General features: G+C 75.6%; 22 protein-coding genes. 17 read left to right on the top strand and 5 right to left on the bottom strand.

What is annotated here, in order from left to right; genetic code table 11:
* Positions 1–30: 30 nt before the first annotated feature.
* The 8 genes from ssd to ACR9E3_RS31330 all read left to right on the top strand — a co-directional run bounded on the left by ssd (position 31) and on the right by ACR9E3_RS31330 (position 6,074).
* A complete protein-coding gene (ssd, locus tag ACR9E3_RS31365; protein WP_460384927.1) occupies positions 31–1,143 on the top strand; it encodes a septum site-determining protein Ssd in 1,113 nt (370 codons plus the stop codon).
* On the top strand, positions 1,140–2,456 hold the full coding sequence (locus ACR9E3_RS31360; protein ID WP_460384926.1) for a TadA family conjugal transfer-associated ATPase: 1,317 nt from the start codon (positions 1,140–1,142) through the stop codon (positions 2,454–2,456). The genes ssd and ACR9E3_RS31360 overlap by 4 nt, the downstream gene beginning before the upstream one ends.
* A complete protein-coding gene (locus ACR9E3_RS31355) occupies positions 2,453–3,271 on the top strand; it encodes a type II secretion system F family protein (protein ID WP_460384925.1) in 819 nt (272 codons plus the stop codon). Before ACR9E3_RS31360 ends, ACR9E3_RS31355 begins: the two co-directional genes overlap by 4 nt.
* Positions 3,268–3,990: a type II secretion system F family protein gene (locus ACR9E3_RS31350; RefSeq protein ID WP_460384924.1), complete on the top strand. Its 723-nt coding sequence runs from the start codon at positions 3,268–3,270 to the stop codon at positions 3,988–3,990. The genes ACR9E3_RS31355 and ACR9E3_RS31350 overlap by 4 nt, the downstream gene beginning before the upstream one ends.
* A gap of 42 nt (positions 3,991–4,032) precedes the next feature.
* On the top strand, positions 4,033–4,242 hold the full coding sequence (locus tag ACR9E3_RS31345) for a DUF4244 domain-containing protein (RefSeq protein ID WP_285658628.1): 210 nt from the start codon (positions 4,033–4,035) through the stop codon (positions 4,240–4,242).
* A complete protein-coding gene (locus ACR9E3_RS31340; RefSeq protein ID WP_460384954.1) occupies positions 4,239–4,730 on the top strand; it encodes a TadE family type IV pilus minor pilin in 492 nt (163 codons plus the stop codon). The genes ACR9E3_RS31345 and ACR9E3_RS31340 overlap by 4 nt, the downstream gene beginning before the upstream one ends.
* A gap of 98 nt (positions 4,731–4,828) precedes the next feature.
* Positions 4,829–5,242 (top strand): Rv3654c family TadE-like protein, encoded by a 414-nt coding sequence (locus tag ACR9E3_RS31335; RefSeq protein WP_460384923.1) that lies wholly within the window; start codon positions 4,829–4,831, stop codon positions 5,240–5,242.
* 187 nt (positions 5,243–5,429) lie between these two features.
* Entirely contained in the window at positions 5,430–6,074 is a 645-nt protein-coding gene (locus ACR9E3_RS31330) for a bifunctional DNA primase/polymerase (RefSeq protein ID WP_460384922.1), read from the top strand.
* A 380-nt stretch (positions 6,075–6,454) separates the two neighbouring features.
* Here ACR9E3_RS31330 and ACR9E3_RS31325 read toward each other — a convergent pair whose 3' ends face one another.
* Complete coding sequence (locus ACR9E3_RS31325; protein ID WP_460384953.1) at positions 6,455–8,803, bottom strand: DEAD/DEAH box helicase; 2,349 nt, start codon at positions 8,801–8,803, stop codon at positions 6,455–6,457.
* Between the two features lie 244 nt (positions 8,804–9,047).
* Here ACR9E3_RS31325 and ACR9E3_RS31320 point away from each other — a divergent pair, with 244 nt between their 5' ends.
* Entirely contained in the window at positions 9,048–11,366 is a 2,319-nt protein-coding gene (locus tag ACR9E3_RS31320) for a sodium-translocating pyrophosphatase (protein WP_460384921.1), read from the top strand.
* 76 nt (positions 11,367–11,442) lie between these two features.
* Here the strand turns inward: ACR9E3_RS31320 and ACR9E3_RS31315 are convergent, their stop codons facing one another.
* A complete protein-coding gene (locus tag ACR9E3_RS31315) occupies positions 11,443–12,141 on the bottom strand; it encodes an SDR family NAD(P)-dependent oxidoreductase (RefSeq protein WP_460384920.1) in 699 nt (232 codons plus the stop codon).
* A gap of 100 nt (positions 12,142–12,241) precedes the next feature.
* On the opposite strand from ACR9E3_RS31315, the gene ACR9E3_RS31310 reads away from it, so the two are divergent.
* The 3 genes from ACR9E3_RS31310 to topA all read left to right on the top strand — a co-directional run bounded on the left by ACR9E3_RS31310 (position 12,242) and on the right by topA (position 17,237).
* Positions 12,242–13,096 carry a helix-turn-helix transcriptional regulator gene (locus ACR9E3_RS31310; RefSeq protein WP_460384918.1) on the top strand — a complete coding sequence of 285 codons (855 nt, stop codon included), beginning with the start codon at positions 12,242–12,244 and terminating at the stop codon, positions 13,094–13,096.
* A gap of 53 nt (positions 13,097–13,149) precedes the next feature.
* Positions 13,150–14,013 carry a hypothetical protein gene (locus ACR9E3_RS31305; protein WP_460384917.1) on the top strand — a complete coding sequence of 288 codons (864 nt, stop codon included), beginning with the start codon at positions 13,150–13,152 and terminating at the stop codon, positions 14,011–14,013.
* Between the two features lie 215 nt (positions 14,014–14,228).
* A complete protein-coding gene (topA, locus tag ACR9E3_RS31300; RefSeq protein ID WP_460384916.1) occupies positions 14,229–17,237 on the top strand; it encodes a type I DNA topoisomerase in 3,009 nt (1,002 codons plus the stop codon).
* A 51-nt stretch (positions 17,238–17,288) separates the two neighbouring features.
* On the opposite strand, the gene ACR9E3_RS31295 is transcribed toward topA, so the two are convergent.
* Positions 17,289–17,954, bottom strand: a complete 666-nt coding sequence (locus ACR9E3_RS31295; protein WP_460384915.1) for an FMN-dependent NADH-azoreductase — start codon at positions 17,952–17,954, stop codon at positions 17,289–17,291.
* Positions 17,955–18,056: 102 nt separating this feature from the next.
* On the opposite strand from ACR9E3_RS31295, the gene ACR9E3_RS31290 reads away from it, so the two are divergent.
* Both ACR9E3_RS31290 and ACR9E3_RS31285 read left to right on the top strand, forming a co-directional pair.
* On the top strand, positions 18,057–18,545 hold the full coding sequence (locus ACR9E3_RS31290; protein WP_460384914.1) for a MarR family winged helix-turn-helix transcriptional regulator: 489 nt from the start codon (positions 18,057–18,059) through the stop codon (positions 18,543–18,545).
* Between the two features lie 149 nt (positions 18,546–18,694).
* Positions 18,695–20,662: a bifunctional MFS transporter/dTMP kinase gene (locus tag ACR9E3_RS31285; RefSeq protein ID WP_460384913.1), complete on the top strand. Its 1,968-nt coding sequence runs from the start codon at positions 18,695–18,697 to the stop codon at positions 20,660–20,662.
* Here ACR9E3_RS31285 and ACR9E3_RS31280 read toward each other — a convergent pair.
* On the bottom strand, positions 20,659–21,495 hold the full coding sequence (locus ACR9E3_RS31280) for an alpha/beta fold hydrolase (RefSeq protein WP_460384912.1): 837 nt from the start codon (positions 21,493–21,495) through the stop codon (positions 20,659–20,661). The genes ACR9E3_RS31285 and ACR9E3_RS31280 overlap by 4 nt on opposite strands.
* 66 nt (positions 21,496–21,561) lie before the next feature.
* Here ACR9E3_RS31280 and ACR9E3_RS31275 point away from each other — a divergent pair, with 66 nt between their 5' ends.
* A complete protein-coding gene (locus tag ACR9E3_RS31275; RefSeq protein ID WP_285658597.1) occupies positions 21,562–22,164 on the top strand; it encodes a TetR/AcrR family transcriptional regulator in 603 nt (200 codons plus the stop codon).
* Here ACR9E3_RS31275 and ACR9E3_RS31270 read toward each other — a convergent pair.
* Entirely contained in the window at positions 22,161–22,352 is a 192-nt protein-coding gene (locus ACR9E3_RS31270) for a hypothetical protein (RefSeq protein WP_460384910.1), read from the bottom strand. The two genes, ACR9E3_RS31275 and ACR9E3_RS31270, sit on opposite strands and share 4 nt — an antisense overlap.
* A gap of 71 nt (positions 22,353–22,423) precedes the next feature.
* Between ACR9E3_RS31270 and ACR9E3_RS31265 the strand changes: the two genes are divergently transcribed.
* Positions 22,424–23,410: a GlxA family transcriptional regulator gene (locus ACR9E3_RS31265; RefSeq protein ID WP_460384909.1), complete on the top strand. Its 987-nt coding sequence runs from the start codon at positions 22,424–22,426 to the stop codon at positions 23,408–23,410.
* Positions 23,407–24,612 (top strand): DNA polymerase III subunit delta', encoded by a 1,206-nt coding sequence (locus ACR9E3_RS31260; protein WP_460384908.1) that lies wholly within the window; start codon positions 23,407–23,409, stop codon positions 24,610–24,612. Before ACR9E3_RS31265 ends, ACR9E3_RS31260 begins: the two co-directional genes overlap by 4 nt.
* The last annotated feature ends 54 nt before the right edge of the window (positions 24,613–24,666 follow it).

Here is a 24,666-nt window from a genome sequence, read left to right as displayed (position 1 = left end):
CCGCGCCGGGACGAGGAAGGGCTGTAGTCGATGGCGGCGAGGACGGCGATGGGCGGCGCGGACGCCCGGCGGGTCGTGGTGATGACCGACGACGAGGAGCTGCTCGACGAGACCGTGCGGCTCGCCGCGGCGGCGGACGCCGAGCTCGAACGGGTGCCCGACGCCGCGGGTGTCCGACGGCGATGGCACACGGCGGCGCTGGTGCTCCTCGACGAGGACGCGGCCCGCGCGATCGGCCCGCTGCGGCTCGGTCGGCGTGACGGGGTCGTGGTGGTCTGCCGCGGCGAGCCGCCGGGCTCGCTGTGGGAACGCGCGGTCGCGGTCGGCGCGGAGCACGTCGTGTCGCTGCCCGACGGCGAGGACTGGCTGGTCGGCGCCCTCGCCGACGCCCGTCCGGCGGGGGACGGCGGCCGCGGGCGGGTCGTCGCGGTGGTCGGCGGCCGGGGCGGGGCGGGCGCCTCGGTGCTCGCCGTCGCGATCGCGTGCCAGGCCCGCACCCGCGGGACCCGCGTGCTGCTCGTCGACTGCGACCCGCTCGGCGGCGGCCTCGACCTCGTCGCCGGCGCGGAGGACCTCGAGGGCTTCCGCTGGGGAGGACTCGTCCTCGGCGGAGGCGGCGGGGGACGGGTGGCCGCCGAGTCGCTGCACGAGGCGCTGCCCTCGCCCGACGGGATGCTCACGGTCCTGAGCTGCGACCGCGCCGGTGCCGGCCCCGAACCCGACGCCGCGGCGGCCGTCGTCGACGCCGGACGGCGTGCCGGGGAGATCGTGGTCTGCGACCTGCCCCGCCACCCCACCGACACCGCGCTCGCCGTCGCCGACGTCGCCGACCTGGTGGTCATGGTGGTGCCCGCGGAGGTCCGCGCGGTGGCCGCCGCCGGGCGGGTGGCCGAGCCGCTGGTCGAGCGCGGGGCGTCGCTGCGCCTCGTCGTCCGCGGACCCGCGGCGGGCGGCCTCGACGCCGAGGACGTCGCCCATGCGCTCGGGCTCGACACCGTGGCCTCGGTGGCCGCCGAACCGGGGCTGGCGGTGCTGCTCGACCGCGGGCAGATCCCCGGCCTGCGGCGCGGCCCGCTCCAGGACGCGGCCTCGGCCGTGCTCGACGCGCTCGACGACGTCGCCGACCGGGGACGGGCGGCGTGACCACCGCACCGGACGCGGCGCCGACCGAGCTGGTCGAGCGGGTGCGGACCCGGCTCGTGAGCTCGGGAGGGCACGCCGGGGTCGGGGAGCTGGCGGCCGCCGTGCGCGCCGAAGCGCGCGGGGTGGTCGGCGACGCCGACGTGCTGACCGCGGTGCGGGGCCTGCAGCGGGAGCTCGTGGGTGCGGGCCCGCTGGAGCCGCTGCTGCGCGAGCCCGGCACCTCCGACGTGCTGGTCACCGCGCCGGACGCGGTGTGGGTCGACCGGGGAGCGGGGCTCGAACGCGCCACCGTGACCTTCCCGGACGAGGACGCCGTGCGCCGCCTCGCGCAGCGCCTCGCGAGCGCGGCCGGGCGCCGGCTGGACGACGCGAGCCCCTACGTGGACGCCCGTCTGCCGGGCTCGGGCGTTCGCCTGCACGCGGTGCTCGCCCCCGTCGCGGCCGACGGCACCTGTGTCTCGCTGCGGGTGCTGCGCCCCGCCCGTCACGACCTGGCGACGCTCGCGGCCTCCGGCACGGTCGGCGCGGAGGGCGCGGCCCTGCTCCGGGCGGTCGTGGCAGCCCGGCTCGCCTTCCTCGTCGTCGGCGGCACCGGCTCCGGGAAGACGACCCTGCTCGCCGCCCTGCTCGGCGAGGTCGCGCCCGCCGAGCGGATCCTCTGCGTCGAGGACGCCGAGGAGCTGGCGCCCGCGCACCCGCACGTCGTTCGGCTGGTCGCGCGCCCGGCGAACGTCGAGGGCGCCGGGCAGGTCCTGTTGCGGGACCTGGTCCGCCAGGCCCTGCGGATGCGCCCCGACCGGCTGGTCGTCGGTGAGGTCCGGGGCGGCGAGGTGGTCGAGCTGCTCGCCGCCCTGAACACCGGGCACGACGGCGGCGCGGGCACCGTCCACGCGAACGCGCCCCGCGAGGTGCCGGCCCGTCTGGAGGCGCTCGCCGCCCTCGGCGGGCTCGGCCCGGGCGCCCTGCACAGCCAGCTCGCCGCGGCGGTCCAGGTGATCCTGCAGGTGCGTCGCGACCGGGACGGGTCGCGGCGCCTCGACGCCGTCGGGATCCTGCGTCGGCGGGACGGCGCGGGCGAGGTCGTCGTGGTGCCGGCCTGGACACGGGCCGACGGGTGGGCGGTCGGGCGCGCGGACCTCGGGGCGATGCTCCGCGAGCGGGGCGTGACGCCGCCCTGGAGCGACGAGCCCGGTCCGCCGGACCAGCCGGACCCGCCTCCTCTCGCCGACCCGCCGCTCGGGGCTGCGGTCCGCGCGTTCCCGTCCGTCGCGCTGTCGGCCGGGGTGGCCACGCTCCAGCGGGAGCCGGCGTGACCACCGCGATCGCGCTCACGGTCCTCGCCGTCGCGCTCGTGTGCTGGCCGGTGCCGGTGCCTCCGCTGCGGCTGGGCGCACCGACCGGTGGCTCTCCCCGGAGCCTGCCTCCGCTCCGTCTCGCGGCGCTCGGACGACGTCGGGTGGTCCTGCCGGCCGCCACCGCGCTCGGGCTCGTCGTCGCCGGGCCGGGCGGCGCGGCGGCGGCCCTCGTCCTGACCGCCACCCTGCTCCGCCACCGTCGCGCCGCCGCGGCCGACCGGGACCGCGCGGTCGCGACCGCCGGTCTCGCCGAGGCCCTGGCGTCGTTCGCCGCCGAGGTCCGCGCCGGCGCCCCGCCGTCGGCGGCCGCCGCTTCCGCCGGCACCGACGCCCACCCGGTCGCCGCGCGGGTGATGACGCTCGTCGGCGCCACGGCCCACCTCGGGGGCGACGTGCCGGCGGCCCTGCGCGCGGCACGAGGGCGCGAGCCCGCGGTGGCACAGCACCTCGACCGCCTGGCCGGGGCGTGGGGGCTGGCCGAGCGCCACGGGATCGCGCTCGCCGGGCCGGCCGGCGCCGTCGCCGCGGACCTCCGGGCCCGCGCCCGCCTCGCCGGGGGGCTGCGGGCGCGCCTGGCCGGACCGCGCGCCACCGCTGCCGTCCTCGCGGGTCTGCCCGTGCTCGGCGTGCTCCTGGGCGAGGGCATCGGCGCGCGGCCGTGGTCCGTCCTCACCGGCGGTGCCCTGGGCCAGGCGATGCTGGTGGTCGGGGTCGGGCTCGTCTGCGCCGGTCTGGCGTGGACCGAGCGGATCGTCGCCGGGGTCTCCCGGTGAGCGCCGCGCCCGCGGGCCTGCCCGCCGTGCTCTGCTGCCTCGCCGCCGCCCTCGTGACGGCGCCCGGGCCGGTGAGCGCGCACCACCGTGCGGTGCCGCGGCCTCCCGCCCGGCCACCGGTGCGCGAGGGCCTGGTGCCGGGTGTGGCGCTCGCGGTGGCCGGCGCGGCCGCCGTCGTCGCCGGCGCGGGCGCGATGGCCGGCCTGCTGGTCGTCGCGGCCCTCGCCGTGGCGCTCGGGCTCCCACGCTGGCGGGCCCGGCGCGCCCGCCCGGCGCCCGACCCGCTCGCGCTCGCCGGGGCGTGGGACCAGCTCGGGGCCTGTCTGCGGTCGGGGCTGTCGCTGGACCGTGCCGCCCGGGCCGTGGTCCCGGTGCTGCCGGACGCGGCGGGCGGGGCCCTCGTGCGGGTCGCCGACCTCGTGGCCCTGGGCGCGGACCCCGCGACCGCGTGGGAGCCCGCCCTCGCCGAACCCACGACCGCCCGGCTCGCGCGTGCCGCCCGCCGCTCGGCCCGCAGCGGTGCCGCCGTGGCCGACGTGGTCGAGGCCGTCGCGGTCGACCTCCGTGCCGAGGCGGCGGATGCCGTCGAGGCCCGCGCCGAGCGGGCCGGCGTGCTCGTGACCGGACCGCTCGGTCTCTGCTTCCTGCCGGCCTTCCTGGCCCTCGGCATCGTGCCGGTGGTCGTCGGGCTCGCCGGTCCGCTGCTGGAGCAGCGATGAGCCCGCACGCCCCGCCGGGGCGTGGGACGAGAGGAGAACCCCATGACCACGCCGACTCCCGAGACCCGAGGTCTGCGCGACCGGCTGGCCCACCTGCGCGACGACGACACGGGTATGTCGACGGCCGAGTACGCCATCGGGACCATCGCCGCGGCCGCCTTCGGGGCGCTGCTCTACACGGTGATCACGGGCGACTCGATCGTCGGAGCGCTCACCGCGATCGTGCAACGGGCGCTGACCAGCACCTTCTGACCCCGGGCCTGCTCCACGCCCGGGACGACGGCGCGGTCACCGTCGAGGCCGCCTTCGCCGTCGGCACGCTGGTCGCCGTCCTGGCCGTGGTCCTCGCGGCGATGGGCGCCGTGGTGCTGCAGCTGCGGTGCACCGACGCCGCGGTCGAGGCCGCCCGCTTCGCCGCCCGGGGCGACCCCGACGGTGCGCGGCGCGCGGCGGCGCGGCTGGTGCCGGACGGCGCGGAGGTCGTCGTCGAGGTACGCGGCGACGACGTGGTCGCCCGCGTCCGCGCGGCACCGCTGGGTTCGGCGCTCCCCGGACTGCGGGTCGGCGCCGAGGTGCTGGCCGCCCGCGAGCCCTCGCCGGTCGCCCCGGCCGAGGGCCCCGATCCGCTCCCCGGCGCGCCGCCGGAGGCCGATGCCGGGGCCGACCCGGCGTCGGCCTCCGGCCCGGCGCCGGCGGACTCGCCGCCACGGGAGCCCCCGGGCCCGGGGCGTGTGCCGTGAACGGCGCGGCGAGCGGTCGGGCCACCGCGGGTCGCGGCGCCCCGGCGGGACCGCGAGTCGGTCCGCCGGCCGGCGCCGTGGTCGCCGACGACGCCGGGGTGGCCACGGTGCTTGCGGCCGCCGCGGTCGGCGTGCTGGTCCTGCTGCTCGGGCTCGGGCTGCAGCTCGGCGCCGCCACGCTCGCCCGCCACCGCGCGGAGGCGGCCGCCGACCTGGCGGCGCTCGCCGCGGCCCGGGCGGTCGTCGAGGGCGTCGACGTGGCCTGCGAGCGGGCGTCCACGGTCGCCGCGGGCAACGGTGCGCGGGTGCTGGCCTGCACGGCCCGGGGGTGGACGGTGACCGTCGTCGCGGCCGCGCCGTGCCGGTGTGTGCCGAGCGTGTCCGGTGATGCCACGGGACGCGCACGGGCGGGACCGGTCGCCGTCGGTGACGCCCCGACCGGCACCGCGGCGGTGACGGCGGGCGACCAGGCGCCGCTCGACCCGGGACGAGCGGAGGGCGGTCCCGGGTGAGCGGCGCCCCGGACGAGCAAACGGGCGCGGGTCGGCTGCTCGTCGCGCGCTCGCCCGCTGAACGGGGCCGACGAGCACGCTCAACGTGTGATCACGGCCGATGGGCGATGACGGGTGGCGAAGCCACGTGTGCATGCCGTTACTGGGAACAGCACACCGGGACGGACACCCGGACCAGGAGGAACCGATGCAGTGGTGGGACAGCTATCGAGCCGTCTACGGCACGGAGCTCCGCGCTGAGGCGATGGTCCTGGCCGACCACGGCTGGGCGGTCGTCCCCGGAACGTTCCCGCAGGGCGAGGCGTGGAGCGGATGCCCCGACGCCGCCCAGGACGGGCCGTGCCCGGTGCTCGACGACTGGGCCCGTCGCGCGTCCACCGACTGCGGCCAGATCGCCGAGTGGTGGTCGGGCCTGCCGTACTCGATCCTGTTGCCCACCGGCCTGACCTTCGACGTCCTCGAGGTCCCCGCCACCGTCGGCCGTCGCGCCGCCGCCGTGCTGCGGGCGCTCGGGGTGCCGGTCCCGATCGCCGCGACGCCCACCGGCGAGTGGCTGTTCCCGGTCGGCGCGGGCGAGCCGCTGCGCCCCGACCTCGCCGAGCGGGCCGGCGTCGTGCTCCACGGCCGCGGCAGCTGGTTCTCCGCGCCGCCGTCGACCTACCCGCAGGGCTCGGTGCACTGGCGGGTCCGCCCGTCGGCCTGCGGCTGGAACCTGCCCGACCCGTTCCGCGTCCAGGACGCTCTCGTCGAGGCCGTGGCCCAGCGACCGGCGGTCGCTGGCGGCGGGTCGACCTACCGCCTCGCCACCGTCGCCACCGGGGTCCGCTCCTAGCAGCAGGCCCCGCGCGACACCCCCACAACTCCAGACTTCGGGTCCCCTCGGGGCGACGCCGGACCAGCGAGGCCTCCCGATCGGGAGGCCGCGCCCGCCGCCCCACCCGGACACCTCAGCCGACGCGCCGGTGCACCCGTCGCGACCGGCTGCCGGTCCGGGACACAGGGGAGGGCCCCCGCGGCGGTGGGCCGCCCGCGAGCGATTCGCGCGCCCACCGCCGCCCCGAACGGCGCCGCAGGCCGGGTCGACGATCTCCCCGGCCTGCGGCGCTCCAGACCTCGCCGCGGGTCGGGACGGACCGGAGAACCCCCGACCCGCGGCGGAGCCCACCTCCCGCCCGCCGCGCCCGCGAACGAGCACGGCCCGCAACGCCCCGCTCAGCCCTCGGCCAACCGCCCCAGGACGGCGTCGAGCACGAGGATCGCGCCCGCCTTGTCGAGCGGGTCGTTGCCGTTCCCGCACTTCGGCGACTGGACACAGGACGGGCAGCCCGAGGGGCACTCGCAGTCGGCGATGGCCGCGCGGGTCGCGGTCAGCCACTCCCGCAGGGCCTCGTGGGCACGGTCGGCGAACCCCGCGCCGCCGGGATGGCCGTCGTGCACGAAGACCGTCGGGTGCCCGGTGTCCGGGTGCAGGGCGGTCGAGACGCCGCCGATGTCCCACCGGTCGCAGGTCGCGACGAGCGGGAGCAGCCCGATCGCCGCGTGCTCGGCCGCATGCAGGGCGCCCGGCCACCGCGCCGGCGCCAGCCCCGCCGCCAGCAGCGCCTGTTCCGTGAGCGTGTACCAGACCGCGCGGGTCTGCAGGCTGCGCGCGGGCATGTCGAGCGGGTTCGAGTCGAGCACCCGCCCCGAGGGGAGTTTGCGCAGGTAGCCGACCACCTGCTCGGTCACCTCCACCGAGCCCAGGCAGACCTGCAGGTCGCCGTACGAGGCGCACCGCTCCGTCTCCTCGACCGAGATGTCGATCACCGTGCGCGCCTGGGTGGTCCACTCCGGGTCCTCGGCGTGCACGTGGGCGAGGCCCTCGTCGAGGTCGAGGGTGTCGACGACGTAGCTCTCGCCCTGGTGCAGGTGGACGGCGCCGGGGTGGACGGTCGCCGGGGCCGCGCCGGGGTCGACGGTGCCGAGCATGCGCCCGGTCTCCGACTCCACGAGCACCACCTGCTCGCCGCCGCTGCCGCGGATGTCGACGCCGGCGTGCGGGCGGTCGGTCGGGTGCGACCAGAACCACCCGCCCCGGCGCCGCCGCAGCAGACCCTCGGCCACGAGGTCGTCGACGACCGACAGCGCGGCGTCGCCCCCGAGCGCGGCGATGTCCTCCCGCGTCAACGGGATCTCCGACGCCGCGCACGCCAGGTGCGGCGCCAGGACGTAGGGGTTCGTGGGGTCGAGCACGCAGCGTTCGAGGGGTGCGCCGAGCATCGCCTCGGGGTGGTGCACGAGATAGGTGTCCAGCGGGTCGTCCGTGGCGACGAGCACCACCAGCGCGTCGTCACCCGACCGCCCGGCGCGACCGGCCTGCTGCCAGAACGACGCCCGCGTGCCGGGGAACCCGGCGACCACGACCGCGTCGAGGCCGGCGATGTCGACACCGAGCTCGAGGGCGTTCGTCGTCGCCACCCCGCGCAGCGACCCCGACAGCAGGGCCTGCTCCAGCTCGCGGCGCTCCTCGGGCAGGTAGCCGGCGCGGTAGGCCGCCACCTGCGTCGCCAGCTCGTCGTCGATCTCCGAGAGCACCCGGCGCGCGCCCAGCGCGGTGAGCTCCGCCCCGCGCCGCGACCGGACGAAGGCGAGCGACCGCGCGCCCTCGAGCACCAGGTCGGCGAGCATCCGCGAGGTCTCCGCCCCCGCCGAGCGCCGCACCGGGGCGCCGTTCTCCCCGGTGACCTCTTCCAGCAGCGGCGGCTCCCACAGGGCGACGGCCCGGGCGCCGCGCGGCGAGCCGTCGTCGGTGACCTCGGACACGTCGAGCCCGGTCAGCACCGACGCCGAGGCCGCGGGCTCGGACACCGTCGCGGACGCGAGGACGAACGTCGGGTGCGCCCCGTAACGGGCGCACACCCGGCGCAGGCGGCGCAGCAGCAGCGCGACGTGCGAGCCGAAGAGGCCGCGGTAGGTGTGGCACTCGTCGACGACGACGTAGCGCAGGCGGCGCAGGAACGTCGTCCAGCGGCCGTGCCGGGGCAGGACGCCCCGGTGGAGCATGTCCGGGTTGGTGAACACCCAGTTGGCGTGCTGGCGGACCCAGTCGCGCTCGGGGATCGGGGTGTCACCGTCGTAGGACGCCGCGCGCACCCCGTCGACGCCGAGGTCGAGCACGGTCCGGAGCTGGTCGGCGCCCAGCGCCTTGGTCGGCGAGAGGTACAGGGCGGTCGCGCGCGGGTCGGTGTGGAGCTGGGTGAGCACCGGCAGCTGGTAGGCCAGCGACTTCCCGGACGCGGTGCCGGTGGAGACCACGACGTGCTCGCCGTCGGCCGCGAGCGACGCGGCCGCGGCCTGGTGGCTCCACGGACGGTCGATGCCGCGGGCGAGGAACGGGGCGCGCACCGTCTCGGGCACCCAATCCGGCCAGCCCTCGGTGGTGCCCTCCCGCGCGGGGACGATCTCGGCGTGGGTCAGGGGGCTCTCACCGTCGGGCGTGCCCGCGAGCACCCGCCGCAGGAGCACCGCGCCCCGCGTCCGGCCCTCGAGCGCGGTCTCGAGCGCCTCCTCGCGCGAGCGCAGATCGCGTTCGACCCCCACGCGCGCCGACCCTGACACAGGCTCTCCCCTCGCACTCTCGTTCGAGAAAGACGTACACCTCACAGCGCTCGGGGGAACTGCCGTGCGACCGGGTGACTCCCACCTCCTACACTGCGGCACCTGTCCACCACCCGGCGTGTCGGGGCGGTGGCTGATTCATCACGCGCCGAGGTCGCCGCGAGGCCGGGCCGGGCGCGTCGAGCAGATGTGCCAACCGGGAGGCTGGATGCAAGCGTCCGTCCTCGCCGCGGGGATCTCGTTCTCCGCCGGCGACAACATCGTGGTGGTCGTGGTGGCGGTCGTGGCCGTCATCGCGCTCGCCATCGGCTTCGTGCTGCGCAAGCAGGTGCTCGCCGCCGACGAGGGCACGCAGGGCATGCGTGACATCGGCCGGGCGGTGCAGGAGGGCGCGAACGCGTTCCTCACCCGCCAGTTCAAGACGCTCGCGCCGTTCATCGTCGTGGTCTTCCTGGTGCTGTTCGCGCTGCCCGCGTCGAGCACGGGCGAGCTCATCGGCCGCTCGGTGGCCTTCGTGGTGGGCGCGCTGTTCTCGATGGCCATCGGCGCGCTGGGCATGAACCTCGCGACGAAGGCGAACATCCGCGTCGCCGCGGCGGCCAACGAGCCGGGCGGGCGCGACAAGGGCGCGAGGATCGCGTTCCGCACCGGCGGCGTGGTCGGCATGGCCACCGTCGGCCTCGGCCTCTTCGGTGCCGCGATCGTCGTGCTGATCTTCGTCGAGGAGGCCCCGCGCGTCCTCGAGGGCTTCGGCCTCGGCGCCGCCCTGCTCGCGATGTTCATGCGTGTCGGCGGCGGCATCTTCACCAAGGCCGCGGACGTCGGCGCCGACCTCGTCGGCAAGGTCGAGCAGAACATCCCCGAGGACGACCCCCGCAACGCCGCGACCATCGCGGACAACGTGGGCGACAACGTCGGTGACTGCGCCGGCATGGCCGCGGACCTCTTCGAGTCCTACGCCGTGACCCTGGTCGCCGCGCTGATCCTGGGCTCGGTGGCGTTCGGCACCCTCGGCCTGACCTACCCGCTGATCATCCCGGCGATCGGTGTCCTCACCGCGATCGTCGGCGTGTTCATCACGCGGACCCGCGAGGGCGAGAACGCGCTGCGGGCCATCAACCGCAGCTTCTACGTGTCCGCGGTCATCTCGATCATCCTGTGCTCGATCGCCGCGTTCACCTACCTGCCGTCGAGCTTCGCCGAGCTGCCGGGCGTCGACGCCGCCCGCATCGGCGACCTCGCCGCCGCCGGCAACCCGCAGATCATCGCGTTCGTCGCCGTGATCATCGGCATCGTCCTCGCGATCGTCATCCTGTCGCTGACCGGCTACTACACCGGCACCGAGGACAAGCCCGTCAAGGACGTCGGCACCAGCTCGCTCACCGGTGCCGCGACGGTCATCCTCGCCGGCATCTCGGTCGGCTTCGAGTCCGCCGTCTACACCGCGATCGTCATCGGCGCGGCCGTCTACGGCGCGTTCCTGCTGTCGGGCTCCGTGTTCGTCGCACTGTTCGCCGTGGCCCTCGCGGGCACCGGCCTGCTGACCACGGTCGGCGTCATCGTCGCCATGGACACCTTCGGCCCGGTCTCGGACAACGCGCAGGGCATCGCCGAGATGTCCGGTGACGTCGAGGGCGCCGGCGCGGACATCCTCACCGAGCTCGACGCCGTCGGGAACACCACGAAGGCGATCACCAAGGGCATCGCGATCGCCACGGCCGTCCTCGCCGCCACGGCGCTGTTCGGCTCGTACAACGACGCGATCACCCTGGCCTACCGCGAGGCGGGCCAGACGATCGGCGACATCTACAACGTGACCGCCCCGAACCTGCTGGTCGGCGTGGTCATCGGTGCGGCGGTCGTCTTCCTGTTCGCGGGCCTCGCGGTCAACGCCGTGTCGCGCGCGGCCGGGGCGGTCGTGTTCGAGGTGCGTCGCCAGTTCGCCTCGATCCCCGGGATCATGGAGTACCGCGGCGGCGACGGCGCCGGGCGCCCGGAGTACGGCAAGGTCGTCGACCTCTGCACCCGTGACGCGCTGCGCGAGCTCGCGACGCCGGGCCTGCTGGCCATCCTCGCCCCGATCACCGTCGGCTTCGGTCTCGGCGTCGGCCCGCTCGCGGGCTACCTCGCCGGCGCCATCGCCGCCGGCACGCTGATGGCGATCTTCCTGGCCAACTCGGGCGGTGCCTGGGACAACGCCAAGAAGCTCGTCGAGGACGGCAACCACGGCGGCAAGGGCTCCGACGCCCACGAAGCGACGATCATCGGTGACACCGTCGGTGACCCGTTCAAGGACACCGCCGGCCCGTCGATCAACCCGCTGATCAAGGTCATGAACCTGGTCTCGGTGCTGATCGCCCCGGCCGTCGTGGCCCTGTCGGTCGGCGTGGACGCCAACCCGGCGGTCCGCATCGTCATCGCCGTGGTGGCGCTGATCGGCATCATCGTCGCGATCTACGTGTCGAAGCGCCGCTCGACCGCGATCGCCGACTCCAACCAGGACGCCCCGGCGGCCGCCCAGGCCTGACGGGCACGCACGACGGCAAAGGGCCCCTCCGGTCGACCGGAGGGGCCCTTCGCGCGTCTCGGGGCTCAGGGGTGGGTCACCACGGGAGCTCGCCGTCGCGGTCGAGGAAGCGTCCCGTCGCGCCCTCGGTGTCGGTGACGGCCGCGACGATCGCGTCGGTGCCCTCGGTGAGGGTCTGGGAGCCCGCGAAGGCGTTGAGGTTCGTCGCGGTCCAGCCCGGGTTGACGACGGTGACGACGACGTCGGCGAGCGTCTTCGCGTACAGCACCGAGATCATGTTCAGCGCCGCCTTCGACGACGGGTAGGCGAGGTGCGGGTAGCGCTCCCACCGCCCGGCGTGCATCTCCTGCAGGGAGCCGAGGCTCGACGACACCATCACCAGCCGCGGGTGCTCGCTCCGCTGCAGCAGGGGCAGGAACGCGTGGGTGACGCGCACCGGCCCGAAGACGTTCGTCTCGTACACCGCGCGCAGGTGCTCGGCCGTGGTGTCCGCCGGAGCGATCTCCCGCTCGGCCCCGGCGATGCCGGCGTTGTTCACCAGGACGTCGATCGCTCCGACGGCGTCCTGCACCTCCTTGGCCGCCGCGGCGACCGACGCGTCGTCGGTGACGTCGAGGGCGATCGGGCGGATGTCGAGGTCGGTCGTGCCCAGCGTGTCGGCCAGGGGCCCGGGCTCGCGGGCGCCGGCGAGGACCGTCCAGCCCTGCCCGGCCAGCCGCTGGGCGGCCTCGAGCCCCAGCCCGCGGGAGGCCCCGGTGATCAGTGCGGTGCTCATGGACCCACGATGCGCCGGGCGGTGATCGTCGGCCAGGGACGTCGCACCCGGGGACCCGCGGTACCAGGCTGGGTGTCCGGGGGCGGGGCATCCTGGAGTCATGAGCCGCGGTGACAGCGCCGACCTGGCGGCGGCGCTCCGGCAGTGGCGCGAGCGCGTGACGCCCGCCGACGCCGGCCTGCCCGCCGGGCCGCGGCGCCGGACGCCGGGGTTGCGGCGCGAGGAGGTCGCCGCGCTGGCCGGGGTGTCGGTCGACTACGTCGTGCGCCTCGAGCAGGGCCGCGGACCCCATCCGTCGTCGTCGGTGCTCGGCGCGCTCGCCCGCGCCCTGCGCCTCACGACCCCCGAGACGCGCCACCTCTTCGACCTCGCCGGAGTCGAGGCGCCGGGGTCCGGGCAGGTCGTCGACATCGTGCGCCCGAGCGTGCTGCGCCTGCTCGACCGCATGCACGACCTGCCGGCGATGCTCGTCGACGCCCGCAGCACCTTGCTGGCCTGGAATCCCCTGCTCGACGCGCTGTTCGGGGATCTCTCGGCGATCCCCCGTGACCAGCGCAACCTCCTCTGGATGCGGCTCGGGCCGCGGGGGCGCGAGGGTCACGCGCTCGTCGTCGAGGAGGACGGCAGTCGTGCCCGCCTCGACCGTGCGGCGGTCGCGCGGGCCCGGTCGGCGTTGGGTCGCTATCCCGACGACGCAGTGCTGCGGGCGCTGGTGGACGAGCTGAACCGGACGAGCCCGATCTTCGCCGAGCTGTGGGCGCAGCGGCCGGTGGAGGACCGCCGCGTCGACCGCAAGACCTTCGAGGTCCCGGGCATCGGTCGGCTCACCCTGGACTGCGACTCGCTCGACGTCCCCGGCGACGACCAGCGCCTCGTCGTGTACTCCGCCGTTCCGGGGTCGCGGGACGCCGAGCTGCTCGACCTCCTGCGCGTGGTGGGCCTGCAGACCGTCTGAGGCCCGTGTCGGGTCCCGCGTCCGTTCGAACGCATGTTCTAGGCTCCGCGGGCGTGGGGCAGCTGTCGTTCTGGTCGGCGGACGCCCGTCCGCGCGCCCTGGGCGACCTCGAGGGACTGCTCTGCGGGCCGGGGCGCGCGGAGCTGTTCGGCAGCGGCCGCGCGGCGCGTCTGACGATCGTGCTGGGCGCGCCGCCGCCCGAGCCGGACGATGAGCCGGAGGGCGACAACGACGGCGCGGAGGTCGAGGAGCCCGACATCGACGACGCCCAGGTCGACGACACCCCAGTCGACCACGCGCCGGCCCTCGACCCCGAGGAGCTCGCGTTCCTCGACCTGGACCCCGACGAGATCGCGGCCCGCCTCGCACCGAGAGCGGCGCCGCCGTCGCGAGCGGGTGGATTTCCTGACGTTGAACGTCAGCGTGGACGCCACGCTGACAACCTAGCGAGCCACCACCCCGAGGACCCCGTCAGCACGTGGCGGGCGGAGGCCGTGTGCTGCGCGCTGCGGGCGCGGGGGGTGCCGGCGGAGGTGGGGCGCGCCGAGGACGGGCGGCACCAGGTCAGCACGGCCTTCCGCACCGATCTCGCGGACCTGGCACGGGCGTGGACGTGCGGGGCCGGAACGAAGACGGTGCCGTCGGGGTTCGAGCTGGACGGACCGCGGCTGCGGCTCTGGGTGCTGGCCGCGGGGGCGCACGCGGGGCGGGGCTACACGCTCGGGCTCGACCCCGAGGCGCGCACGCTCGACGACCGTTTGCTCACAGCGAGTCGTCACCTGGGGCTCGGCGCGCGGCTCGTCCGGCACGGCCGCACCCCGGCGCTGCGTATCGTCGGGGCCCGGCGGCAGGGCCGACTGGGTGAGCTGGTCGGGCGTCCGCCCCGACGGCTGGCCGACGGCGTCTGGCCGGTGTGAGCCCGCCGACACCCCGGTCGCTACCGTGGCGGGAGCGCCCGAACGGCCCGATGTCCAGCACCGATCGGCCCTCCCGCGAGGCGCCGACGGGGGTTCGAGAAGCGTGGTCCCCACCCGTGTGCCGCGGGGAAACGACCGGTCGCGCCTGGCGCGGCGACCACCGTGAGGCACACTGGCGCCAGTGGCGACCCGCCACCTGTACGACGAGACGAGGCATGCCCGTGGCACCGACGAAGGGCTCGACGACGGCACGCAGCGCGACCACCGACACCGCGACCCCCACCGAGAACGGGTCCGCGGGGCGGTCCGGCACGCGCGCGACGTCGGGCACGAAGTCCGGGAGCAAGGGCTCCGGCGGCGGGAAGAAGACCGGCCGCGGCGGCGCGACCCCGGCCGGTGACGGCGGTCGCCGGCTCGTGATCGTCGAGTCGCCGGCGAAGGCTCGCAAGATCGCCGACTACCTGGGCTCGCGCTACATCGTCGAGTCCAGCCGCGGCCACATCCGCGACCTGCCGCGCGGCGCCGCCGACGTCCCCGCCAAGTACAAGGGTGAGGCCTGGGCCCGCCTGGGCGTGGACGTCGACAACGACTTCGAGCCGCTCTACATCGTGACGCCGGACAAGAAGTCGACGGTCACCGAGCTCAAGGACGCCCTCAAGGAGGTCGACGAGCTCTACCTCGCGACGGACGGCGACCGCGAGGGCGAGGCCATCGCCTGGCACCTGCTGGAGACCCTCAAGCCGAAGGTTCCGGTCCGGCGCATGGTGTTCCACGAGATCACCGAGTCGGCCATCCAGGCCGCCGCCGCGAACCCCCGAGAGCTCGACCAGGACCTCGTCGACGCGCAGGAGACCCGGCGCATCCTCGACCGGCTCTACGGCTACGAGGTCAGCCCCGTGCTGTGGAAGAAGGTCATGCCGAAGCTCTCGGCGGGCCGGGTGCAGTCGGTGGCGACTCGCGTGATCGTCGAGCGCGAGCGCGAGCGGATGGCGTTCGTGTCCGCGGGCTACTGGGGCATCGACGCCCAGCTGCGAGCGACCGAGTCCAAGGACGATCAGGCCCCGCGCAGCTTCAAGGCGAGCCTCACCGCCGTCGATGGCGCCCGCGTCGCCACCGGCCGCGACTTCGACTCCCTCGGGCAGCTGAAGACGCAGGACGTCCGGCGCCTCGACGAGGGCGACGCCCGGCGCCTGGCCGAGGCCCTCGCCGACCGCGACTACACGGTCTCCTCGGTCGAGGAGAAGCCGTACACGCGCAAGCCGTACGCGCCCTTCATGACCTCGACCCTCCAGCAGGAGGGCGGCCGCAAGCTGCGGTTCTCGGCCGAGCGGACGATGCGCACCGCGCAGCGCCTGTACGAGAACGGCTACATCACCTACATGCGCACGGACTCCACGACGCTGTCGGAGACCGCGATCAACGCCGCGCGCAACCAGGCCCGCGACCTCTACGGCGACGAGAACGTCGCCGAGAAGCCGCGCCAGTACACGCGCAAGGTCAAGAACGCGCAGGAGGCGCACGAGGCGATCCGCCCGGCGGGGGAGACGTTCCGGACGCCGGGCCAGGTAGCCAGCGAGCTCTCGGGCGACGAGTTCCGCGTCTACGAGCTGATCTGGCAGCGCACCATCGCGAGCCAGATGCGCGACGCGCGCGGCACGACGATGAGCGTGCGCATCACGGGCACGGCCGCGACGGGCGAGGAGTGCACGTTCTCGGCGTCCGGGCGCACCATCACGTTCCCCGGCTTCCTGCGCGCCTACGTCGAGACCGTCGACGAGGAGGCCGGCGGTGAGGCCGACGACGCCGAGCGCCGCCTGCCGCGCCTGGCCGAGGGCGACGCGTGCGCCGCGGACGAGCTGACCCCCGAGGGGCACAGCACCAACCCCCCGGCGCGCTACACCGAGGCCAGCCTGGTGAAGACGCTGGAGGAGCGCGGCATCGGACGCCCGTCCACCTACGCGTCGATCATCAACACGATCCAGGAACGCGGCTACGTCTGGAAGAAGGGCAGCGCCCTCGTCCCGAGCTGGATCGCCTTCGCCGTGGTCGGGCTGATGGAGCAGCACTTCGGGCGCCTCGTCGACTACGACTTCACCGCCGCGCTCGAGGACGAGCTCGACGCGATCGCCGCGGGCAACGCCCAGCGCGAGACGTGGCTGTCGCACTTCTACTTCGGGGCCAACGGGTCGGGCGGTGCGAACGGCAACGGCGCCAACGGCAACGGCAACGGTGCCGCCCACGGCGACGGCGTCGAGGCCTCGATGTCGAACCTCGGCGGGCTGAAGAAGCTCGTCGGCGACAAGCTCGAGGGCATCGACGCCCGCGAGGTCAACTCGCTGCGGATGTTCGCCGACGACCAGGGCCGCGACGTCGTCGTGCGCGTCGGGCGCTACGGGCCCTACCTCGAGCGGGTCGTCACCGAGAACGGCGAGGAGAAGTCGCAACGGGCGAACCTGCCCGAGGACCTCCCGCCCGACGAGCTCGACCTCGCGCACGCCGAGGAGCTCTTCGCGACCCCGCAGGAGGGGCGCTCGCTGGGCACCGACCCGGAGTCGGGGCACGAGATCCTCGCCAAGGAGGGCCGCTACGGGCCCTACGTCACCGAGGTCCTCGGAGAGGGCGACAAGTCCAAGCCGCGCACCGGCTCGCTGTTCGCGTCGATGACGCTCGCCGAGATCACCCTCGACGACGCGCTCAAGCTGCTGAGCCTGCCGCGGGTGGTCGGCACGGACCCCGAGTCCGGCGAGGAGATCACCGCGCAGAACGGGCGCTACGGGCCCTACCTGAAGAAGGGCAAGGACTCCCGGTCGCTGGACAGCGAGGAGAAGCTGTTCACGGTGACCCTCGAGGAGGCCCAGAAGCTCTACGCCCAGCCCAAGCAGCGCGGGCGGGCGGCGGCGAAGCCGCCGCTCAAGGAGCTCGGCACCGACCCGGCATCGGGCAACCCGATGGTCGTCAAGGACGGGCGCTTCGGCCCGTACGTCACCGACGGCGCGGGCGTGAACGCCTCGCTGCGCAAGGGCGACGCGGTCGAGGGCCTCACCGACGAGCGGGCGGCCGAGCTGCTGGCCGAGAAGCGCGCGAAGGACGGCACCAAGCCGACGAAGGCCGGGGCGAAGAAGGCGCCGGCCAAGAAGACGGCCGCGAAGACGAGCACCGCCAAGAAGACGACCGCGAAGAGCGGCACCGGCTCGAAGAGCGGCCGCGGGACCCCGACCAGCTAGACGCCACGAGGAGCCGTGTCCTCGGGACACGGCTCCTCGATCGGGCCGGGCTCAGGCCACCGACGTCAGCGACTCCACCACCGCGCGGGCCATGTCGGCGCCCGCCGAGCCCGCCAGCTGGTGGGCTCGGGCGCGGATCTCGCCGGCCAGCGGGCGCAGCTCGGCCATCGCGGGCACGGTGTCGGCCAGGGTCAGCTCGGCCTCCACGAGCGTCACGTCGCCGCCCCACACGTCGGCGAGGATCCGCACGATCCAGCCGGTGGCGTGGTCCCACCCGGCACGGGGTGTGCCCTCGCCGTACCCGCCGCCGCGGGCGATCACCAGCGTCACGGGCTTGCCGGCCAGCGGCGAGGTCCCCGGCGCGAAGCGCGGGTCGGTGATCATGAGGTCGATCCACATCTTGAGCTGCTGCGCGACGCCGAAGTTGTAGAGCGGGGTCGCGACGACGACCGCGTCGGCGTCGACGACCTCGTCGGCCAGCCGGGCGGCGAGACCGACGGCCGCCCGCTGCTCGGGCGAGCGCTGGTCCTCGGGCGTGAACCCGGCGAGCGCGGCGGCCGGCCAGGCGTCGGCGGGCACGGGGTCGGTCCGCAGGTCGCGGCGCACGACTGTGTCGGACGGGTGCGCCTCGAGGTAGGCGCGCTCGAGGGTGTCGGCGACCTCGCGGCTCACCGAGCCCTCCGTGCGGATGCTGCTGTCGAGACGGAACAGGGTCACGGGGTCCTCCGGGAGCGGGAGCGGTAAGCGCTGCTCCCAAGATATTCTGCCCGACAGACGTTCTTGTCAACAGACGTGCTGGCTGACCGCTAGTCTGTGGGCATGACCACGCCGCGCGTCGAGGCCGACCTGGGCTGGGCCCTGGGCCGGGTGGCACGCGCCCACCTGCGGACCGCGCAGGACGTCGTGTCCGGCTTGCCGGGCGGTCCGCGCGGCTACCAGGTCCTGGCCGGGCTGGCCGAGGGACCGCCGCGCACGCAGCTCGCGCTGGCGCGCACGCTCGGCGTCGACCGGACCGTGATGACCTACCTCCTCGACGAGCTCGAGAAGGCCGGGCTGGTCGAGCGACGCCCCGACCCGGCCGACCGCCGGGCCCGCCAGGTCCTGCTCACCGAGACCGGGAGCGCGCGGCTCTGCGACCTCGAGCGGCGGCTCCGCGACGCCGAGGAGGAGCTGCTCGCGCCGCTCGAGCCCTCCGAGCGGGACGTGCTGCGCACGCTCCTGCAGCGGCTCGCCGTCGGGCACGACGGCGCGTCGGCCTGCCAGGTGGCCGCGGAGATCCAGGAGATGGACGCCGGCGGGACCTGCTGACCGGCGCGCGGCGTGATCCGTCGCCGGCCTCCCTGCTGCCCCCGATACCCTGCTCGCGGCAGGGGTGACGCGAGGGGAGGGCCGGGATCGACGCGCAGCCCAGCGGTGCGAGCGCCGAGGCGCCGTCCGCGACGCACCGGATCCGCAGCGTGCTCGCGATCCGGCCGTTCCGGCGGCTGTGGGCCGTCACGGCCGTCGCGAGCTTCGGTGACTGGCTCTCGCTCCTGGCGCTGACCGCGCTCGCCACCCAGCTGACCAGCGGCTACCAGGCCCAGAGCTTCGCGCTCGGCGGCGTCGTCGCCACCAAGTTGCTGCCGGCGCTGTTCATGGCCCCGCTCGGCGGCGTGCTGGCCGACAAGTTCGACCGGCGCACGGTGATGGTCACCTGCGACGTGGGCAAGGCCCTGCTCTTCCTGTCGATCCCGCTGGTCGGGTCGCTGTGGTGGCTGTTCGCGGCGACGTTCCTCATCGAGCTGTGCGCGCTCGTGTGGATCCCGGCCAAAGACTCCTCGGTCCCCAACCTGCTCAAGCGCTCCGACCAGGTCGAGACGGCCAACCAGCTCTCGCTCGTGATGACCTACGGCGTCGCGGTGATCAGCGCCGCGGGCGCGTTCGCGCTGATCTCGAAGGCCGGCAACATCGCGGGCTGGCACCCCAGTCCCACGACGACGGTCTACCTCGCGCTCGTCGTCAACGGGCTCGCCGCGCTGCTCACCGCGCTCACGGTCGCGTTCCGCATCCCCGAGATCTCCGGCCGTAGCGCCGAGCGGCGGGCCGCGGCCCCGGGCCTGCTCGCGATGCTGCGCGACGGAGCGCAGTTCGTGGCCACGACGCCGCTGGTGCGCGGCCTCGTCGTCGGGATCATCGGCGCCTTCGCCGCCGGCGGGGCGGTGATCGCCAGCGCCCGGCTCTACGCGACCAGCCTCGGCGGTGGCGACGCGGCCTACTCGGTGCTGTTCATCGCCCTGTTCACCGGCCTCGCGCTCGGGATGGCGACGGTGCCCCGCGTCGCGCGCCGGATGCCGCACAACCGACTATTCGGTGTCGCGATCGTCGGTGCCGGGCTCTCGCTGCTCGCGGTGGCCGTCGCCTGGCACCTCTACGTCGCGCTCGTCATGGTCGTCATGGTCGGGTTCTTCGCCGGCACGGCCCTGCTCACCGGCCTGACGATCATCGGCGCGCAGGTCGAGGACGCCGTGCGCGGGCGGGTCGTCGCGTTCGTGCAGTCGATCGTGCGGGTCGACCTGCTGGCCTCGATGTCGGTGGTGCCGCTGCTCGTCGGGCTGGTGCAGTCGCGCACGCTCACGCTGTTCGGCGAGCGCGCCCAGGTCGACGGCACGCGGTTCGTGCTCTTCGGCGCCGGGATCGTCGCGGCCGCGGTCGGCGTGCTCGCCTACCGGCAGATGGACGACCGGCGTGAACGGACGATCATGGCCGACGTCAGGCGGGCCCTGCGCCGCAGCCGCCACGGCGAGCCCGGCCTCCTCGTCGCCGTCGAGGGCGCGTCGCGGACCGACACCGACGAGCAGGGCGAGCGCCTCGTGGGCTGGCTGCGCGCGCAGGGTGCCGACGTCGTCCTCGCCGGGCGCAGCGCCGGTGACGCCGCGCGGGTCTCGGCCGCGGTCGGGGCGAGCGGCGTCGCGGGCCAGCGGGCGAAGGCGCTCGTGGCCGCCGCGGTGCGCGCCGACGTCCTCGCCCACGAGGTGCTGCCGGCGCTGCGCGACGGGAAGGTCGTCGTGCTCGAGGGGTGCCTCGACTCCCCGCTCGCCCGTGTCGGCGACGAGCTCGACGCCTCCGACCTGCAGCGCCTCGGGGCGTGGGCCACGGGCTCGCTGCGCCCGGACGTCACCGTCCTGCTCGACCGCGACCCCTCGGCCGACGCGGCGCCGGTCAACGGACCCGATGGTCGAGCTCCGCTGCGCTTCGTGTCCGAAGGGATCGTCGACACCTGGCAGGTCCAGCGCACGCTCACCGAGATGGCCGCCGCCGACCCCGGGCGCTACGTGCGCGTCGACGCCGACGGCGACCCCGACGAGGTCGCCGCGCGGGTCCGCGAGCTGCTCGCCCCGCTCGTCGCCCGCGCGCTGCCGGCGCCCGAGGAGGCGCGGACCGGCTAGCGCGCCGGTGCCACCGCGAGCCCGGCGATCGCGTCGGCGAGCGCGTCGGGCCGGTCGAGCATCGAGAACGTCCTGGCGTTCTCGAGGACCGTCAGCTCGGCGCGGGGGATCGCGTCGACGAGCCGGTGGGCGTCGGCCAGCGGGAAGAAGGCGTCGTCGGCCGACCACGCGACCAGGGTCGGCACCGTGATCTCGCTGAGCCGCGCGGCGACGTCCAGCGACACCTGGCGGTCGAGCGAGGACGTCAGGCGGCGCAGGTCCTCGGCAACCCGTGGGTCGTCGAGCGCGGGACGGACCCACGCCGCCGCGAACGGTTCGACGTCGCGGTGGGCGAGGTCGCCGTACGCCCGCCGCCGGACGGCCCGCAGCGCCAGCGGCTTCACCGCGGCGCGCCACGTCACCGTGCTGCGGGAGGCGAGGATGAACGGCCGCAGGATCGGCGGCGGGAAGTGCTCGAAGGCGTCGCAGCTGGTCAGGACGAGGGCGCCGAGCCGGTCGCCGTGACCGACGGCCACGAGCTGTGTGACGAGCCCGCCGGTGTCGTTGCCGACGAGCACGACGTCGGTGAGGTCGAGGGCGGCGAGGAAGTCCCCGATGGTCGCGGCGACGCCGGGCAGCGTGGGGTCGGCGCCGGGCCGCAAGGGGGTGGGGTGGGCGCCGAGCGGCCAGGTGGGCGCGAGGCAGCGCAGGCCCCGCGCGGCCAGCCGCGCGCTCACGTCCGCCCAGAGGGAGCCGCCCATGGCGTAGCCGTGGACGAACACCACCGGGCGGCCGGTGTCGGGGCCGGCGACCTCGTAGTGGATCGTCGTGTGGTCGAGCTCGACGGTGGGCATCGGGGTCTCCCGGGATCGCATACTTACGTGCAGGCTGTTCGTAACTTACCGGCAGGATGTATGGAAGTGAAGAGGCGTACGCAGGAGGAGCGCTCCGCCGCGACCCGCGACGCGCTCAAGGCGGCCGCGCGGCGGCTGTGGGGCGAGCACGGGTACGGCGACGTCGGCACCCCGGAGATCGCCCGCGAGGCCGGCGTGACGCGCGGGGCGATGTACCACCAGTACGCCGACAAGGCGGCGCTCTTCGTCGCGGTGCTCGAGGACGTCGAGCAGCGCGTGGTGGACGAGCTCGCCGCGGCCGTGGTCGCCGCCGGGGCCCGGACGCCCGCGGAGGTCCTGCGCGCGGCCCTCGACAGCTGGCTGACCGTGTGCGTCGACCCCGAGGTGCGCCAGATCGTCCTGCTCGACGGTCCGAGCGTGCTCGGCTGGGCGCGGTTCCGGGAGCTGACCCAGCGGTACACCCTGGGGCTCACCGAGCAGCTGCTGGCGGCCGCCGTCGAGGCGGGCCAGCTGCGCGAGCAGCCGCTGCGGCCGCTCGCCCACGTGCTCATCGGGGCGCTCGACGAGGGGGCCATGGTCATCGCCGAGGCCCCGGACCGTGAGGCGGCCCGCCGTGACGTCCGCGAGGTGCTGCTCGGGCTGCTCGACGGCGTGCTGCGCGGCGACTAGCGCCGCACCGGGGGCTCGTCGGGCAGCACGCTGCCGTGCAGCTCCCAGCCCTCGCCGAGGACCCGCCGCCAGCGCAGGGGCCCCTCGTCCTCCCACTCGCCCCGCTGCTGGCGCCCCACGAGCTCCCACGCGTCCACGTACCGCGCCCAGGCCCGCGCCAGCGCCTGCCCGATCCGCCGCATCTCCATGTCGTCGACCCTGGCGGGGGAGGAGGGCCCGAACCAGTGGCAGGAACGTCGTCATCAGATACATTCCTGCCATGCACACCGTGGCCGTCCCCGTCACCGACGGCACCCCGATGTTCGAGCTCTCCACGGTGCTCGAGGTGCTCGCCGCCGACCGCTCCGCGACCACCGGCGTCCCTCGCGAGGACTGGTACGACGTCCGGCTGGTGGCCGGCGAACCGGGGCCGCTCCGGCTCGACCGGTGGGCCGTCGTCGACCCGGGGGACGGCCCGGAGGCGCTCGCGGACGCCGAGACGATCGTCGTGGCCCCGCCGCGGGACGGCCGGGTCGCGTTCCCGGAGGATCTCCTCGCGGCCCTGCGCGCCGCCCACGCGCGCGGCGCGCGGATCGCGTCGGTGTGCACCGGCGCGTTCGTCCTCGCCGCGGCCGGGCTCCTCGACGGCCGGCCCGCGATCACGCACTGGAGCGCGGTCGACGAGCTCGCCCGTCGCCACCCGCTCGTCGACGTGCAGCGCACCGTCCTCTACGTCGACGACGGCGACGTCCTGACCTCGGCGGGCTCGGCCGCAGGCCTCGACCTGTGCCTGCACCTCGTGCGCCGCGACCACGGCAGCCGCGTCGCCGGGATCGTCGCCCGCCACAGCGTCGTGCCGCCGCACCGCGAGGGCGGGCAGGCCCAGTTCGTGCCGACCGCCGCGCCGACGCTCCCGCCGTCGTCGTTCGCCACGAGCCTCGACTGGGCGCGCGACCACCTCGACCGCCCGGTCGGGGTCGACGAGTGGGCGCGGGTCGCGGGTACCAGCCCGCGGACCTTCGCCCGGTGGTTCCACGACGCCACCGGGGCGACGCCGGGCCGCTGGCTCGCCCGTGAGCGCGTGCGGCGGGCCCAGGAGCTGCTCGAGGCCTCCGACCTGCCCGTGGAGACGGTGGCGGCGCGCTGCGGGTTCAGCACCGCCGCCGGGCTGCGGCGCCCGTTCCTGCGGGAGGTCGGCACGACCCCGCAGGAGTACCGGCGCACGTTCGGGAGCCGTCGGACCGGTGCGGCATCATCGACGGCGTGAGCGTGTGGTCCCAGGTCGTCGGCCAGCCCGCGGCGGTGGCGGAGCTGCAGGCCGCGGCCGAGCGCGCCGCGCGGGTGCGGTTCTCCGACGAGCTCGAGGATCCGGACGCGTCCGGACCGGCCGCGGGGATGACCCACTCCTGGCTCTTCACCGGCCCGCCCGGCTCGGGACGCTCGGTGGCCGCGCGGGCGTTCGCGGCGGCGCTCGAGTGCCCCCACCAGGGCTGCGGCGACTGCCCCGCCTGTCACACGGTCATGGCCGGCACGCACGCCGACGTGCGCGAGATCGTCCCCGAGGGCCTGTCGATCAGCGTCAAGGAGGTGCGCGGCACCATCGACGTCGCCGCCCGCCGCCCCACGACGGCACGGTGGCAGATCGTCATCGTCGAGGACGCCGACCGGCTCACCGAGCAGGCGTCGAACGCGCTGCTCAAGTCGGTGGAGGAGCCGGCCGAGCGCACGGTCTTCCTGCTCTGCTGCCCGTCGGAGCACCCCGACGACATCTCGGTGACCATCCGGTCCCGCTGCCGCGCGGTGCGCCTGCGCACGCCCGCGCCCGAGGCGATCGCGGCGGTGCTCGTCGAGCGCGACGGCATCTCCCCGGAGGACGCGACGTGGGCGGCGTCGGTCTGCGGGGGCCACATCGGCCGGGCCCGCCGGCTGGCCCGCGTGCCGGAGGCGCGGGAGGAGCGCGACGCCGTCCTGGCCCTGCCGCGCGCGCTGCGCTCGGCCGCCGACGCCTTCGCCGCGTCCGACGCGATGGTGGGCGCGGCCGAGTCCGAAGCCGCCGCGCTCGCCGCCTCGCGCGACGAGGCCGAGCGCGAGGAGCTCGCCGTCTCGCTGGGCGCCGGCGGCACCGGCAAGGGCACCGCGCAGGCCCAGCGCTCGGCCCGCGCCGCGGAGAAGGACCTGGAGAAGAAGCAGCGCTCCCGCCTCACCCGCACCAAGCGCGACGCCCTCGACCGCGCGCTCGTCGACCTCGCGGGCTACTACCGCGACGTCCTCGCACGGGGTATCGGCGCGTCGGTCACCTCGACCCACCCGGACCGCGCCACCGAGGTCGGCAACGCCGCCCGCGACAGCACGCCGGAGGCGTCCCTGCGCCGCCTGGAGGCGATCCTCGCCTGCCGCGACGCCCTCACCGCGAACGTGAAGCCCGAGATCGCGATCGACGCGCTCGTCACGGCGCTGCGGGCGGGCTGAGACGGATACTTTCCCAGGAGACGCTCAGGGTCCAACCCAATTGGATCCGAGTCG

This window comes from Actinomycetospora sp. C-140, assembly GCF_054796175.1.
This window is presented reverse-complemented; position numbering and strand designations above follow the sequence as displayed.